Origin of the sequence: Arcticibacter eurypsychrophilus (assembly GCF_001730525.1) — a bacterium.
In the GTDB taxonomy this organism is placed as follows: Bacteria; Bacteroidota; Bacteroidia; order Sphingobacteriales; family Sphingobacteriaceae; genus Arcticibacter; species Arcticibacter eurypsychrophilus.
In genome coordinates this window covers 82,410-96,104 of sequence record NZ_MDFN01000002.1, presented here as the reverse complement: position 1 = coordinate 96,104, position 13,695 = coordinate 82,410, and the positions used below count along the sequence as shown (strand labels likewise).

Sequence of the window (13,695 nt, the reverse complement as noted above, 5' to 3'; positions counted from 1 at the left end):
ATGTTTAATATTGTTTATTAATTATTTAATAATGTTAAACATTGAAAGAAAATTGCCTGATTTATGTCCAAGTTGCTCTGCCCCTTTACAGGTAACTAGTTTAGGATGTAGTACCTGCGAAACTACAGTTTCAGGGAAGTTTCCTCTTCCGATATTAGCACGCTTAGCTCCAGATGAGCAGAAGTTCATTTTAGACTTTGTGAAAAGCAGTGGTAGCCTCAAACTAATGGCTCAGCAACTTGGCTTAAGCTATCCAACCGTAAGAAACCTATTAGACGATATCATTGTAAAACTTCAGGAAAACGAAAAATCAAAACTATGAAAATAGGACTATTCAATCCCTTTACCTATATAGCTGGCCTGAAAGCGCTAGTTATTGGTTTTATTTTCATGGCCATTACACTTGTTGCATCATTTTATAGCAGTACTCACTTTGACGGTGCAATTGATGCGCATATTGGGTTACAAGCACCTTTATCTATGTTCGCTCTCGAACAATTAATAGCCTGGGGATGTGTAGTGCTCATCTTTTTTATTGCAGGGTTAATTCTTTCTAAATCAAAATTCCGGTTTATTGATATTGCAGGAACCGTAGCTTTATCACGTGCGCCCATGCTACTGGTAGCAATTATAGGCTTTATTCCCTTGCTTCATAATATACAGCCAGGGCATATCAGTAATGCAGTTATCGCTGTCGGTATCATTGTGCTTCTTCCGGTAATATGGATGATCGCCTTACTGTTTAACGGGTTTATAATATCCGTAAATGTTAAAGGAACCAAAGCCATTATTGGATTTATCATAGCACTCATACTTGCCGAAATACTATCTGTTAGCTTAAATCATTTGATCCAATCATTCTTCTTCTTCAAATAATTGCCTTATGAAACCTATTTTACTAACCACTTGCCTCTTTTTTATTCTGATAAACGGTTATTCGCAAGAAACTCAGACTACTAAGAATTTAGCAGCAAAATTTGTTAGCTATTACAATGCTGATCAGGCAGATAGTCTTTATTCACTTTGCTCAGACGAAGTAAAGAAGAGCTTGCCTGCAAGTAACGTTCCCACACTAATAACCCAGTTAAAAAATCAATTAGGAAAATTGCTGATCAGTGAATTTACTAGTGCAGACAAGGGGATTACAACCTATATCTGTCCGTTTGGAAAATCAGGCCCCGTATTGTATTTACATTTCAACCAGAAAAACAAAGTAGCCGGTTTTTATGTGAATGCTGTTACACCCTAAACTACTTCCTGAATCAACTCAGTAAAATAAAGAGATTAAATAACCTTTAAAAAGGTATTCGAAATTTATCAAAGCCATGAAATTAGTCGGTTTTAAACAAAATCAATTTGACCTAAAGAACAAGAATCATTGGTACCTGTTACTAACGGTTCTAACGGTTATTGCGGTCTTTATCTTTTATTCCAACCAGGATGCGACAATAGAAATAAAAAACAAAAGCATAAATATTCATGGCATGTATGGAATAGAAATTCCTTTCACAAGTATAGAAAGTATTGACTCCATTCAATCAATGCCACATATAGGATTCAAAAGCAACGGATATTCGTTTGGATCTGTGAATAAGGGATACTTTCATGTTACCGATATGGGCAATGCGCTATTGTTTGTAACAACAAATAGCAGTCCCATCATTAAAATAAGAATGAGGACAGGTAACTTTGTTTTTATTAACTATAGTAATCGAGATGAAACGGTTCGCTTGTACAAAACAATAGCTCATCAATTTATACAATAAAGAGATTTTTCAACCAGATTTAATTAGGTATTCATGACCCATATGATTGAGAAGTTGAAAAAGCCATAGGAACCCATACATAACCGTTATCTTTTTTAACTATAACCTTAATCCGGGCCAAGGCAGGTGACATGACCTATTACCAAGACTTTGAGAGAATTGGAGGAGGAGGAATTATTCAACAGAAGAGTTTACCATGAGGTGCCGCTTAAGGAATAACCTTTTTAACCCTTAACTCATCAAATAATTGATAAAACATCTGTTCGGTGTCTATGAATTCATGAAAGCCTAAGCGCCTGGCTTTCGTCCCATCGCCAAAAAAATCATAATCCCACGAAAATACAGCATCACCGAAAGCCCAGGCTGATACATCATTATAAGCAGCGTTGGCAAGCTCGTGCTTCTTCTGAATTTTGTCCCACAAAGGTTCCTTGTCCTGCATCACAGTTTGCAGTGACATGTGCAATGGCGCTGCCACTTCCAATTTAAAATAGGCTGCAATTTTGGGCCACAACTCTTCCCAACGGAAAAGGTCACCATTGGTAATGTTGAATGCCTGGTTGGCACACTGCTCGTTCGTCGCGGCCCAGACGGTTGCTTTCGCAAGTAAACCTGCGTCTGTCATTTCCATGAGCTTCTTGTAGGCACCTGGTTTTCCTGGAAATCGGAGTGGTAGACCTAGTTCTTTCGATATAGAAGCATAAACGGCGATAGCTAAAACCAGGTTCATCGGATTACCCAATGCTGTACCTCCGACAACAGATGGCCGGATAGCTGACCAGGTCCAGTTTTTACCCTGCTGGTTCTTTTCTAAGAATTCTTGCTGATCCACATTAAATTCAGGAGGCATATGTCCCGCATCACTCTCTTTAGCAGGAGTTTTAAAAGGACCAAGATGTGCACCATAAACTTTGTAGCCCTGCATCAGACTGATATGACGGAGATCATGGGCAATAGGTTCAACCGCATCTACTACATTTACCAGCATGGCCAGGTTTGGTGGCACTAGTTCGGCCCATGTCGGGCGGTCTTGGAAAGCAGTATAAAAGATGTAGTTTACATCAGTCAGGTTGCTGAGCTGCTGGCGGCAACTTTCGGGGTCGAGGAGGTCAACCGCAATATACCGGAGTTTGCCGCTATCTGAACCTCCACGCCTGGAAAGACCAAGAATATCCCAGTCGCCGAGTTCCAATAAATAGTTAATCAGGTTCGTGCCAATTACCCCGTTTGCGCCAACCACTAATGCTAGTTTTTTCATGATACTGTGTATTGTTTGTCTTAATTGATGTACAAAGTTGATGCTTATATTGTCGGATTCATTTGTAAAACTCTGTCAGTATTTTGTATATTTCCATTATGGAACGCTACCGTCAGTTGAAACCATTAGTCATTTCGGATTTCGAGAGCGAAAAATGGGAGCATCCTGTGCATAAACACAATCACTATGAACTCATTTTTATTAAAAAAGGGACAGGTAACCACTACATCAATGAGTTAGCGATACCCTACCGCGAGGGGGATGTCTTTTTATTAGGCCCGGAAGAAGAACATTACTTTGACATCCACTCGTCCACCCGCTTTATCTATATCAAGTTTACAGACTCATATCTATATCAGGAAAATACAAGTGCTTATGGGAGTGTGCGTCATTTGGAATATTTGATAAAAAGCAGAGAGACACATTTATCAGGCTTTAGCCTGACTGAGCCTGAACGTGAAACTGTAGCTCAAATAGTTAACGTTATTATTTCTTTGAAAGGGGATAAGCTTCAAAACGAAAATCTGATCTGGCTCCAAATGCTTTCGATCGCAACCATTCTGCAAAGAAACATGCCGGAGCTTAAAATTTCGATGAGCCATAAAAAGGACATTCAGGCGCTCTTTTGTTATCTGCATAAGTATATTTATCAACCTGAAATGCTTAGAGCAATGGTGTTGGCTGAACATTTCAATACGACGGCCGATTACATTGGACCTTATTTTAAAAGGAATACCGGAATAACGCTTCGTGACTACATGCGCGACTATCGAAATAGTTTGATAACAGCACGCATGAAGAGTGGCAACTATGGTCTGAAACAGATTGCAGCAGAGTTTGGCTTGACGGACGAAAGCCATGTCAGCAGGATCTTAAAACAGGTAAGTACTGAAGAAAACACAACTATTGAACATTAGGTTGCTATTTGATGGAAGCTAAGCGGCCTTCTGAAAATTCGGTCTATTCATTTCTGCCAAACGTCTGTTTTTTCTTAAATGATACCCGTCCTTTTATCGGTTTATCCGTTATTGGCTTTTGTGAAGATGTTATAAGGCGGTTTTCAGCGGTCATCATACCCGTTAAAATGGCCCGTTTGTTGATCATATTATCAATCTTAAGCATCAGGAGATTACCTTTGTAGAACATCTCTTTGATTTTTTCTTCCCTGTCCGGATAATTGGATGGTTTCATATCAACCTCTTTTATAGGGTAGTCAGAAGGCTTTTCGGATTGAAAAATGCCGATAATGGCGCAGGGACTGAACTCTTTGCTGTTTAGCAAGATGTCTTCATTCGTTTGGTTGATCGTAGAATATAGCATCAGTGACATGCTTACCAATGCCAAACAGTCCTCAGGAACTTTCTCTGTAAAAGTGATCACTTGACCTTTAATAGTTTGATACCCTTCCAGATCTAAATCCTGAAAGCCGAGGTTTTCATAATACTCCTCCCTGAAGTTAAAAGCAACCAGCATGAGCCTGATTCGGTGTTTCATATAAGCTCCACTTGCATTCTTCGGCCTTTTGATGTTGGTTTGAGTGTTTAAGGAACCAAGCGTAACACTTGCCTTTCCTTCTGCGCTTTTACTTACAGAGTGGCTCATTTGCAGCACTTCTTGCAGTTTACTATTTGCATTGAAGTCCATTCCGTTCACAAAAGAAAGATCACCATCATGAAGATCCCTCTTCCCCTTCTCCCCACTCGCACTATTTAGTATCGACAGATAAACCAATTGCGTACTTCTGTAGGCTGCCGTTCCATCTTTAAAAAAGTAAGCCGGTTCAAATGCAGTCCTTATAATTGCTGCCGAAGAACTTGAAAGTCCAAACTCGGTAGCGCTCCTAATCGTTTTTTCGGTTTGCTTAAATGCCTTTGCCTTGCCCTGGATGATATTCTTTCCCCGGTACTCACGGTAGATTACCGAACCTGCGGTTCCGTGTACCATTCCTTTGTTATCTATAGTCGCCATATTGCTGTATTATTTGTATAAAGTAATCGCTAAAAATTCTTAAGAGCGAAAAAACTGCTAAATCTTCTCAAATCTTCCCAAAGACAGCATGAATTTCCTATAAAGTGCACTGTCTATCTGTTCTGTATCAAAGACGAAAAAGCTATTGGTTAATGGGGGAATTCTCTAAAAGGTAATTTGCCTGATCTTTAAATCTTCCAAAGCAATCCATTCGAGGTTATTTTTTTTATTTTTAATAGCATGGTCGTTCTCTTTAACTAAAAACATAAATCAAAATAGGGCAGCCTAATAGATAGAATAACTGTAATTCAAAGCAAAAACAAATTAATAATTACGCAGTATAAGTCCGACTTAAAGTAGTCCAAATTGGACTTATATTAGAATCATATTGCATGCTTATTCGTATCATTTAAACCATTATTAGCGGATTGAAATAGTTGTTTAATTAATGTTAGTATCTCATTTTTTGCGCATAGATTTACGATATGTTTTGTATGATCCAGATAGTGTTAAATAAGTTTCCAGCAAAGAAGGGTCTTGAAACCCTAATAAGAAAATATAAAAAGCTATTACTCCTGTTTTGTATCTTGTTGAATCTGGATGTAGGGGCTCAAATAGTAAGACCGGCTTTACGAGAAATTGTCTCGCAGCCACCTTCAGGACAACATTTCGAACTCTATTTACTTATTGGGCAATCTAATATGGCCGGTAGGGGGATAGTGGAGCCGGTTGATACCTTGCCTGATCAACATGTGCTCTGTTTGAATAAGCAGATGGAATGGGAATTAGCAAAAGATCCCTTGCATTTTGATAAGCCTGCGGCTGGGGTAGGACCTGGCTTTACATTTGGAAAGGATATGGCCAGTATAGATACATCGAACATTATCGGACTCATTCCATCTGCTGTTGGGGGTACTCCATTAGCCGCCTGGCGATCTGGAGCCCATTATAAACCGACAAAGACTTTTCCATACGATGATGCAATTAAACGTGCACGTGAAGCGATGAAGCAAGGCGTATTAAAAGGAGTGATCTGGAATCAGGGTGAATCGGACAGTAATTTCCAAAACAGTGCTGTATACGGAATTCGATTAAAAAAACTTATTGAAAATTTACGCTTGGATTTAGGTATTCCTGACCTCGCTTTTGTAGCCGGGCAGTTGCCCGATTATCAGATTTATAAAAAAGATAAGGCAGGGAATGATAGTGTAAATCACGCTGCAGGGTTAATAAATAAGGCAATTGCGGATCTGCAGATTAAAAATTATACGTTTATAGATGCCAAGGATGTGAAAGACATTGGAGATCATACTCATTTAGATGCTCCATCAGCACGCCTTATGGGGCACCGTTATGCAAAAGCCATGCAAAGGGTACTATTAATTAAGCAAAACTAAGCATAGATTAGTATACACTAAGTTGAAAATATTAAAGTAAAAAGGAACGAGTTTTCATTCACCCTTTAATTGTTTGAACACTATTAATGTCTGGCTTTTTATTAAGTTTAAAATCTTATTTTGAGCCCTCTTTGAGGCGCCGAAATCTATAATGCCTCCGTCAACTGTATCAACGGCCTCAACGTTAATAACTATTAGGTTTCGTTCAGCAAATACATGTACATCATATGGCATTCTCCACCAGCTTTTACGGTACCTGAATTGGATGCTATTGTCCTCAAGCCTGACAGGTTTTTTTAACAATTCTGTACAGGCCATGTTTAGCACCTGGATATTCATTTCTTCGGATAAGTCATTGATCCAATAAGCATAGCACCTATATAGGCGATATACTTGACACCAGTAAGATTTGGCGTTGGGTTCGTCAAAAGGGAAAAAAGCTCAAATAAAGCAAAGCCGATAAACACCAGGCAAAGTATATAGTAATAATAGCTCTCGAATTTTTTGCTTTTCTTAAACTTCTTTTCAAACTCTTCTAGTGTCATTATATAGGTCGTGTAAGCAGGGCATCAACGAGCGAATATACATTATCACAATAAGAAAACTGGTAAGGCAACACAAATGAGAATGAGATGCTATAATAAGGGGAATTCCTTCGATTCCCCTTATGCATTTTTACTTAAATTTTGATACCAAGCTTGGCTGCAATGTCTTTAAACATATCGGGGTCAATATCATCTGCTCCTGGAGAATTCAGTTGAGGTTCTTCTTCCAGATCTGGCGCTGGGAATCCTTCTGTAGCTCCGTAAACAACTTCAAGTGGTGAAAAATGCCTTTTCTGAAAGACTCTATTTCAGGAGTAGAAAGAAATTAATGATATGCTTTTTAATCCTGTCAAAGTCTCGAAAAATTAAACTTATTACGTAAGGAGCAATTAAATAGGGAATCAAGTAGCTTTCTGAATAAGCTTAAAATAAGTAAATAAAAAAATAGCTTTTAATAACTTAATTTGTGCATTTTTGAAGGGTCTAGGACTGGGTTAATAACGATTCATCAACTTAACTCTGATCGATAACAGCATTAATAATGCCTCTCCTAAATTATAAAACCTCGTTTAAATGTATTTGAGGCATTGTTTAAAACGAAAAAAAGAAGCTTGATGTATAGAATTTATATTAACGAAACTGCACTTGTCATTTCAGATATTGTCCCTAATGGAATTGGTGATTTTCAAACTGTTGATATTCAAACGTTTGATTTTCGCGAGTTTTACAAACAGGCCAGAAAGAATGGGCGGTCTGTTCATCTTCTCTTGGTAGACGATGCAAAGAAGTATTTTAAGAAACTCAGGAAAAGCTTTCTGATGATCAAAGCTGCGGGAGGTATTGTCATATCAGAAACGGATCAGTACCTCTTTATTTTTCGTAAAGGAAAGTGGGATTTACCGAAAGGAAAGCTGGATCTGAACGAGAAAACAAGGGATGCGGCCGGTAGGGAAGTGGAAGAAGAGTGTGGTGTGAAGGTTACCCGTATCAATAACAAGCTTTGTACTACCTGGCATGTGTATGAGGAAAAAACACAGATCATCTTTAAAAAGACAAGCTGGTTTTTTATGCAGGCTAAAAAACAAAAGCTTGTTCCGCAGCTGGAAGAGGATATTACTGAAGCCCGCTGGATGAAAAAGGATGACTTTGAATTTGTGCGAAAGAACACGTATCCTTTGATTCGTGATATGCTTGACTTGATCCTGAAGTAACTATTTATAAAAAAGTGAGTGCTTCCTTGGGCACAAATTTGCTTATGTCTCCATTGTGGCGTAGGATATCGCGTACGATAGTGGAACTCATATAAGAATAACCGGGATTGCTGAGTATGAAGATACTTTCAATTTCGGGTTCTAGTTCATGGTTCATTTGAGCTATGGCTTTTTCATATTCAAAATCAGACACGGTACGGATTCCCCTGATCATATATTGAGCGCCAATTTGCTTACAGAAGTTAACGGTTAGACCTTCGTAGGATGTGATCTCCACTTTGGGTTCGGATGCAAATACGGCTTCCAGAATACTGATGCGTGTTTGGGAAGAAAGCATCGCATTTTTGGTACTGTTAGTGCCCAGCGCGATCACTACCTTATCAAACAAGGAAACTGAACGCTTAATAATGTCTACATGAGCTACAGTAAGAGGATCAAATGAACCTGGAAACAGGGCTATTTTCATTACAAAGGATTTTGGTGGTTTGCTTTATTCTACTTCTTTCAGTTCAAAAAAACTAAATGATGAATAACCATATCTTCTTTGTTCGACAAAGTTAGGGTGCTCATCTATTTTTTTCATGGAATGGTGTTCAACAATCAGTACTCCTCCTGGTTTAAGTAAATTTCTTTCAAACACAAGAGTCGGAATCATGGGAATCTGTGGTAAATCATACGGCGGATCGGCAAATATCAGATCGTAGGTGTCGGTTTCTTGTTGAAGGAACTTAATTACATCCCCTCTTTGTGGTTTGATCGCGTCCAGCTCATATTGTTTAGCCACACTACGCAGGTAATTATAACATCCCCTGTCTAGATCTACAGATACAATGTCTTGTACTCCCCTGGAGGCAAATTCTACAGATACACTACCGGTTCCGCTGAATAAGTCGAGCACCTTCAATTCCTCGATATCATATTGATTGTGGAGAATATTGAACAGGGCTTCTTTGGCCATGTCTTTGGTCGGGCGTACAGGTAAACCTGCAGGAGGATTTAATCGTATTCCCTTTAGTGTTCCACTGATTATTCGCATAAACTCATACTTAGTAAAGAGTAAAACTGATGAGCGGGCAGCAGCTTGAATGATTCCGGATATTTCATGATCCGGGTGCTGTCTGCGAACTTTATATTCTTAAAATATTTGGCTGTTCTTCGGTATAATTCACTATACTTTTCCACTTCGCCAGCCAGTAAGATATTGGTATTGGGTTGCAGGTTGAACTGTTGCTTGACTAGCAATAAATAATAGTTGTAATCATCAACGGTATCGGTTTTGAATATGTTGTAGAATATAAATTGTCCTTCGGATAGTAGGGCTATTTCAACCGTACCGGAGTTGAATTGGATGATTGCAAGGAGTCCTGCTGTTTGTTTATCGGGACCGGAGATACTTTCAATAAGTGCTTCGGCCTGTGAATAAACGGCTGCATCAGGATATTTATTTAGTAATGGGGCAATCAGACTTTCATCAACGGAACTGATGGTATGCATGTTTCCATCCACGGTCTTATTGATCAGGGTGCGAGATGCTTTTGTGGTTCGCACAAAGTTTTTATAACTTGGCGCTGCTATTTCTGTATAAAGCTCTGTGGGTATAAAGACGAAATTAAATGTTTCTGCGCTAATTTTGACCTGTTTGTATTTCAGGTTCAGATAATCATGCTGCGCTTCCAGTGATACCAGCGTGTTTTCCGGTGTTTCTGAAAGTACAGCGTCATATATCACAAAGAGCTGATTCGTTTGTATATCTCTTATAGCATAGGACAGTTTGTGCTGGCTAAGCTTGATGAGCAGTTCACACACATCTGCATTTTCAGGCAGAAAGTTTTTATCTTTAAGATGAAGTGTCCCGACATTGTTCATTACAGCAAAACTAAATGTTTTTTGGAAGGAATTAGCATTTTTACATTTCATTATGAAGGTTACGGAACTCTTGAATCAAAACTTTGGCTTAAGTCCTACTAGTCAGCAACTTGAAGTATTCAAGAAGCTGGAGCATTTTTTGTCGGTTGATGAAACAAGGGGATGTTTTGTGCTGCGAGGTTATGCGGGTACGGGTAAAACAACGTTGATCGCCTCATTGGTTAAGGTGCTGCCTATGATAAAGTTAAAGTCAGTTTTGTTAGCTCCTACAGGCAGAGCGGCTAAAGTGATCAGTCATTATTCGGGTAGGAAAGCCTTTACGATTCACAAAAAGATTTATCGTAAAAAGAATGCCGTAAGCTTAGATATGGACTTTGTATTGGCTCAGAATATGGCTGAAGAGACTGTTTTTATAGTGGATGAGTCCTCGATGATTTCAAATGAAGATGGTGGATTCAATAGGAATGGTCTGCTGGAAGATCTGATCACGTATGTTTATCAGGGAAAAAACTGCAAGCTGATGCTAGTAGGAGATACTGCTCAGCTTCCTCCTGTGGGATCTGATTCTAGTCCTGCTCTTAATCCTGCTTTGCTTAATGAGTTATTTCGACTTCAGGTTCACTATTATGAGATGACGGATGTGGTGAGGCAGGAGAAACAGTCGGGCATTCTGTACAATGCGACTAATTTAAGAGAGCTGGTGCGGACGGGTAAAGCGGAGTTTCCTGCAATTAAGGTTTCGGGATACCCTGATGTTTTTCGTATGTCCGGAGAAAAGCTTTCTGAAGGTCTGCATTATGCCTATAGTAAGTTTGGGATGGACAATACACTCGTTATTTGCAGGTCGAATAAGAATGCTAACAATTATAACCAGCAGATCAGGAATAGGATCCTTGGGCGTGAAGAAGAGCTCTCTGGGGGTGATTACTTAATGGTAGTGCGTAATAATTATTTTTGGCTGGAAAAGGAAGAATCCAGCAATGCGTTTATTGCGAACGGCGATATTGCAAAGGTTCGGAAGGTGCGTAATATTCAGGAGCTATATGGTTTTCGCTTTGCAGATGTGGTGCTGGATTTTATTGATTATCCGGATGAGGAACCGCTTAACTGCAAGATTTTACTGGATACTATTTATGCAGATGGCCCCGGTTTATCGAGAGAGGATGGTAAACGCTTCTTTGAAGAGGTGATGAAGGATTATGCAGACATCAGGGATAAAAATAAACGCATGGAAGAACTGAAGAAGAATCCTTACTATAATGCGCTTCATGTGAAGTTTGCTTACGCGGTCACGTGTCATAAAGCTCAGGGTGGACAATGGGATGCTGTTTTTGTCGATCAGGGCTACCTGACTGATGAAATGATGAATACGGAATTTTTAAGATGGATGTATACGGCTGTTACTCGTTCTGTTCAAGAGCTCTATTTGGTTAATTTTATTGATAAATTTTTCCCTCCTGTATAGGATGAATTTGCGTGTCATTATCAGCATGCAAGATCCTTATCTATTACTGCTATTTTTAAATTGGGGTTTGGGGTATGTGTTGATTTTTAGGTTAATAAACTGTTAAGTTAATGTATATTTGCAGCCCACATCTTTTTGAATTTATGAGAATCTTCTTTATCTGTACTCGCTTGGCTGATTGTCTCAGCAAGGTATTGATTGCCCAAAAGATAGAAGAAGTTATCAGATTGTCCATGACGGTAGAACACAACTAACAACTGGACACTAAAGGAACTGATGGTATTATATAAGTTAATATGTTTCGCAACCTTACCCTTTTAGTACGTTATTTTACTTTCTGGATCTTATTTTTTTTCCTGGAGAGACTCGTGTTTATTTTATATAATGCGGACAAATTAAAATCTACCTCTTTTATCGAAATAGTACAGGTATTTTTATATGGCTTATGGATGGATGCATCGATGGTTGGCTATATCTGTGTAGTTCCCTTGTTACTGTTTGTTCTGATCTGGGTTATTCGGGGATTCCGTTTACCTTTTCGAATATTAAAAATCTATTCGTATTTCCTGATTGTACTGTTCTCCATTATAACCGTTGTAAATTTCAATATCTACAGGGAATGGGGAACAAAAATAAACTACCGCGCATTTGAGTTTGCATTTGGTTCTCCCACTGAGGCAATAGCCAGCAGTGTGTCCTCTCCTTTGTTTTTAACGCTATTTATATTGGTGGTACTGATTGCTGGAGGAGTGCTTCTTTTTCGGTTGTTAGTAAAGCCGGGGATTGAAAAGCAAGGGAATATATTCTTGAAAATAAGTGTGGGACTGTTTATTATGGGGCTCAATTTTCTAGCTATCCGTGGAGGATGGCAATTAGCCCCTATGAATGAGAGTATGGCTTACTTTTCTTTGAAACCGCTATTGAATTATGCTTCTGTGAATACAGAGTGGAGTCTCATTCACGATTTTATGAATGCCAGGTATAGCAGCAAGAATGTATATAGCTTTTTTAAACCTGCGGAAGCTAAAGCTATCGTTAAGGAGCTTTACACTAAACCTGATGGTATTAATATGCAAGTTCTAAGTGTTGCAAAACCGAATATCGTTGTTATCATCATGGAAAGTTTTACCGGAAATGTGGTAGAGAGTTTGGGAGGGGAGAAGGGAATTGATCCTGAGATGGAGAAATTGATTGCTGGGGGCCTGTTTTTTAATGAGGTGTATTCCTCTGGGAGCCGCACGGACAAAGGTGTGGTGTCGGTTCTGAGCGCTTTTCCTGCACAAGGGAAACGTAGCATTATGAAGGAAAATAGCAAACAGGTTAAACTGCCGGCTTTATCAACAACATTTGCACAAAAGGGATATTCAACTTCTTTTTACTATGGAGGGGAAAGCCGGTTCTTTAATATGAAATCGTATTTGCTGAGTCATAACTACCAGAAAATAATTGATCGGAATGATTTTCCAAACTTAGATCTGAGTTCAAAATGGGGCGCTTATGATGGACCTGTTTACACGAAGATGCTAGCTGAGTTAACTGATCAGCAAGCTCCGTTTTTTAGTACTTTTTTAACGTTAACTAATCACGAGCCGTTTGATCTTCCAGGGCGTTCTCATTTCCCTGGTGACGATACGGGTAATAAGTTCAGGAGTACGGCTTATTATGCAGATTCTTGTCTGGGCGCCTTTATTAGAGAAGCTAAAAAGAAGAGCTGGTATAAGAACACATTGTTTATCATGGTAGCAGATCATGGTCATTATCTTCCGAAAGGTGATTTGGAGATTTCTGATCCGCAACGCTACCGGATTCCTCTTTTGTTTTTCGGGGAAGTAATTAAACCGGAGTTTAGAGGGGTAAAGATCAAAAAAGTTGGTAATCAAACGGATATAGCGGCTACACTGCTGAATCAGTTGGGTATGGATTCCAATCCTTATGTATGGAGCAAGGATCTTCTTCATCCAAAGTCGCCGGACTTTAGTTTCTTTAATTGGGACTATGGATTGGGCGTTATCAACGCCGATCAGGCACTATCTTATGAAACGGTTGGTAAATCTGTGATTTACAAACGGAGCCCTGGATCGAAGGCTGGGAATGAAAAGTTACTGCGTGATGTGAAAGCCTGTATGCAGGAGGTTTATCAGGAGTTTATTGATTATTGATTTGTTTTTTAGTATGCTTATTTAAGTGTGTCTGTTCTATGTTTTGTAGCCAATCAAAGG

Annotated in this window: 17 protein-coding genes; 10 read left to right on the top strand and 7 right to left on the bottom strand. The window is 39.1% G+C overall.

All coding sequences use genetic code 11. The annotated features are described in order from the left end of the window. The first annotated feature begins 31 nt into the window (after positions 1–31). The 5 genes from BFL47_RS02015 (at position 32) to BFL47_RS20435 (ending at position 1,985) form a co-directional block, all read left to right on the top strand. Positions 32–322 (top strand): DUF2089 family protein, encoded by a 291-nt coding sequence (locus BFL47_RS02015; RefSeq protein WP_069658127.1) that lies wholly within the window; start codon positions 32–34, stop codon positions 320–322. Beyond that, entirely contained in the window at positions 319–876 is a 558-nt protein-coding gene (locus BFL47_RS02010) for a YIP1 family protein (protein WP_069658126.1), read from the top strand. Before BFL47_RS02015 ends, BFL47_RS02010 begins: the two co-directional genes overlap by 4 nt. 7 nt (positions 877–883) lie before the next feature. Beyond that, positions 884–1,249: a DUF3887 domain-containing protein gene (locus BFL47_RS02005; protein ID WP_069658125.1), complete on the top strand. Its 366-nt coding sequence runs from the start codon at positions 884–886 to the stop codon at positions 1,247–1,249. A 76-nt stretch (positions 1,250–1,325) separates the two neighbouring features. Then, entirely contained in the window at positions 1,326–1,766 is a 441-nt protein-coding gene (locus BFL47_RS02000; RefSeq protein WP_069658124.1) for a PH domain-containing protein, read from the top strand. A 150-nt stretch (positions 1,767–1,916) separates the two neighbouring features. Next, positions 1,917–1,985 carry a hypothetical protein gene (locus BFL47_RS20435; protein ID WP_394332402.1) on the top strand — a complete coding sequence of 23 codons (69 nt, stop codon included), beginning with the start codon at positions 1,917–1,919 and terminating at the stop codon, positions 1,983–1,985. On the opposite strand, the gene BFL47_RS01995 is transcribed toward BFL47_RS20435, so the two are convergent. Then, the gene (locus tag BFL47_RS01995; protein ID WP_069658123.1) at positions 1,975–3,024 is read right to left on the bottom strand and encodes an SDR family oxidoreductase; all 1,050 of its coding nucleotides are present in this window, start codon (positions 3,022–3,024) and stop codon (positions 1,975–1,977) included. The genes BFL47_RS20435 and BFL47_RS01995 overlap by 11 nt on opposite strands. Before the next feature lie 98 nt (positions 3,025–3,122). On the opposite strand from BFL47_RS01995, the gene BFL47_RS01990 reads away from it, so the two are divergent. Continuing rightward, complete coding sequence (locus tag BFL47_RS01990; protein WP_069658122.1) at positions 3,123–3,941, top strand: AraC family transcriptional regulator; 819 nt, start codon at positions 3,123–3,125, stop codon at positions 3,939–3,941. A 43-nt stretch (positions 3,942–3,984) separates the two neighbouring features. Here BFL47_RS01990 and BFL47_RS01985 read toward each other — a convergent pair whose 3' ends face one another. After that, a complete protein-coding gene (locus BFL47_RS01985; RefSeq protein WP_069658121.1) occupies positions 3,985–4,992 on the bottom strand; it encodes a hypothetical protein in 1,008 nt (335 codons plus the stop codon). A gap of 494 nt (positions 4,993–5,486) precedes the next feature. On the opposite strand from BFL47_RS01985, the gene BFL47_RS01980 reads away from it, so the two are divergent. Next, positions 5,487–6,389 (top strand): sialate O-acetylesterase, encoded by a 903-nt coding sequence (locus tag BFL47_RS01980; RefSeq protein WP_170827247.1) that lies wholly within the window; start codon positions 5,487–5,489, stop codon positions 6,387–6,389. Between the two features lie 54 nt (positions 6,390–6,443). Here the strand turns inward: BFL47_RS01980 and BFL47_RS01975 are convergent, their stop codons facing one another. After that, complete coding sequence (locus tag BFL47_RS01975; RefSeq protein WP_069658120.1) at positions 6,444–6,728, bottom strand: hypothetical protein; 285 nt, start codon at positions 6,726–6,728, stop codon at positions 6,444–6,446. Further along, a complete protein-coding gene (locus BFL47_RS01970) occupies positions 6,725–6,934 on the bottom strand; it encodes a hypothetical protein (protein ID WP_069658119.1) in 210 nt (69 codons plus the stop codon). Before BFL47_RS01970 ends, BFL47_RS01975 begins: the two co-directional genes overlap by 4 nt. A gap of 614 nt (positions 6,935–7,548) precedes the next feature. Between BFL47_RS01970 and BFL47_RS01965 the strand changes: the two genes are divergently transcribed. After that, the gene (locus BFL47_RS01965; protein ID WP_069658118.1) at positions 7,549–8,145 is read left to right on the top strand and encodes an NUDIX hydrolase; all 597 of its coding nucleotides are present in this window, start codon (positions 7,549–7,551) and stop codon (positions 8,143–8,145) included. Between the two features lie 4 nt (positions 8,146–8,149). On the opposite strand, the gene coaD is transcribed toward BFL47_RS01965, so the two are convergent. The 3 genes from coaD to BFL47_RS01950 are packed head-to-tail and all read right to left on the bottom strand — an operon-like array spanning position 8,150 to position 10,062. Further along, entirely contained in the window at positions 8,150–8,611 is a 462-nt protein-coding gene (gene coaD, locus BFL47_RS01960) for a pantetheine-phosphate adenylyltransferase (RefSeq protein ID WP_069658117.1), read from the bottom strand. Between the two features lie 24 nt (positions 8,612–8,635). Further along, complete coding sequence (locus BFL47_RS01955) at positions 8,636–9,181, bottom strand: RsmD family RNA methyltransferase (RefSeq protein ID WP_069658116.1); 546 nt, start codon at positions 9,179–9,181, stop codon at positions 8,636–8,638. Next, positions 9,172–10,062, bottom strand: coding sequence for a DUF3822 family protein (locus BFL47_RS01950; RefSeq protein WP_069658115.1), 891 nt, complete (start codon positions 10,060–10,062; stop codon positions 9,172–9,174). Before BFL47_RS01950 ends, BFL47_RS01955 begins: the two co-directional genes overlap by 10 nt. Before the next feature lies 1 nt (position 10,063). On the opposite strand from BFL47_RS01950, the gene BFL47_RS01945 reads away from it, so the two are divergent. Continuing rightward, entirely contained in the window at positions 10,064–11,476 is a 1,413-nt protein-coding gene (locus BFL47_RS01945; RefSeq protein ID WP_069658114.1) for an ATP-dependent DNA helicase, read from the top strand. A 296-nt stretch (positions 11,477–11,772) separates the two neighbouring features. Further along, the gene (locus BFL47_RS01940; RefSeq protein ID WP_069658113.1) at positions 11,773–13,635 is read left to right on the top strand and encodes an LTA synthase family protein; all 1,863 of its coding nucleotides are present in this window, start codon (positions 11,773–11,775) and stop codon (positions 13,633–13,635) included. Positions 13,636–13,695: the final 60 nt, after the last annotated feature.

Bases quoted from the DNA above. Each gene is read 5' to 3' on its own strand.
- BFL47_RS01970 (WP_069658119.1), bottom strand. From the start codon at position 6,934: ATGACACTAGAAGAGTTTGAAAAGAAGTTTAAGAAAAGCAAAAAATTC.
- BFL47_RS01945 (WP_069658114.1), top strand. From the start codon at position 10,064: ATGAAGGTTACGGAACTCTTGAATCAAAACTTTGGCTTAAGTCCTACT.
- BFL47_RS01965 (WP_069658118.1), top strand. From the start codon at position 7,549: ATGTATAGAATTTATATTAACGAAACTGCACTTGTCATTTCAGATATT.
- BFL47_RS01985 (WP_069658121.1), bottom strand. From the start codon at position 4,992: ATGGCGACTATAGATAACAAAGGAATGGTACACGGAACCGCAGGTTCG.
- BFL47_RS02015 (WP_069658127.1), top strand. From the start codon at position 32: ATGTTAAACATTGAAAGAAAATTGCCTGATTTATGTCCAAGTTGCTCT.
- BFL47_RS02000 (WP_069658124.1), top strand. From the start codon at position 1,326: ATGAAATTAGTCGGTTTTAAACAAAATCAATTTGACCTAAAGAACAAG.
- BFL47_RS01950 (WP_069658115.1), bottom strand. From the start codon at position 10,062: ATGAAATGTAAAAATGCTAATTCCTTCCAAAAAACATTTAGTTTTGCT.
- coaD (WP_069658117.1), bottom strand. From the start codon at position 8,611: ATGAAAATAGCCCTGTTTCCAGGTTCATTTGATCCTCTTACTGTAGCT.
- BFL47_RS01980 (WP_170827247.1), top strand. From the start codon at position 5,487: ATGATCCAGATAGTGTTAAATAAGTTTCCAGCAAAGAAGGGTCTTGAA.
- BFL47_RS01975 (WP_069658120.1), bottom strand. From the start codon at position 6,728: ATGAATATCCAGGTGCTAAACATGGCCTGTACAGAATTGTTAAAAAAA.
- BFL47_RS02010 (WP_069658126.1), top strand. From the start codon at position 319: ATGAAAATAGGACTATTCAATCCCTTTACCTATATAGCTGGCCTGAAA.
- BFL47_RS01990 (WP_069658122.1), top strand. From the start codon at position 3,123: ATGGAACGCTACCGTCAGTTGAAACCATTAGTCATTTCGGATTTCGAG.
- BFL47_RS01995 (WP_069658123.1), bottom strand. From the start codon at position 3,024: ATGAAAAAACTAGCATTAGTGGTTGGCGCAAACGGGGTAATTGGCACG.
- BFL47_RS01955 (WP_069658116.1), bottom strand. From the start codon at position 9,181: ATGCGAATAATCAGTGGAACACTAAAGGGAATACGATTAAATCCTCCT.
- BFL47_RS01940 (WP_069658113.1), top strand. From the start codon at position 11,773: ATGTTTCGCAACCTTACCCTTTTAGTACGTTATTTTACTTTCTGGATC.
- BFL47_RS02005 (WP_069658125.1), top strand. From the start codon at position 884: ATGAAACCTATTTTACTAACCACTTGCCTCTTTTTTATTCTGATAAAC.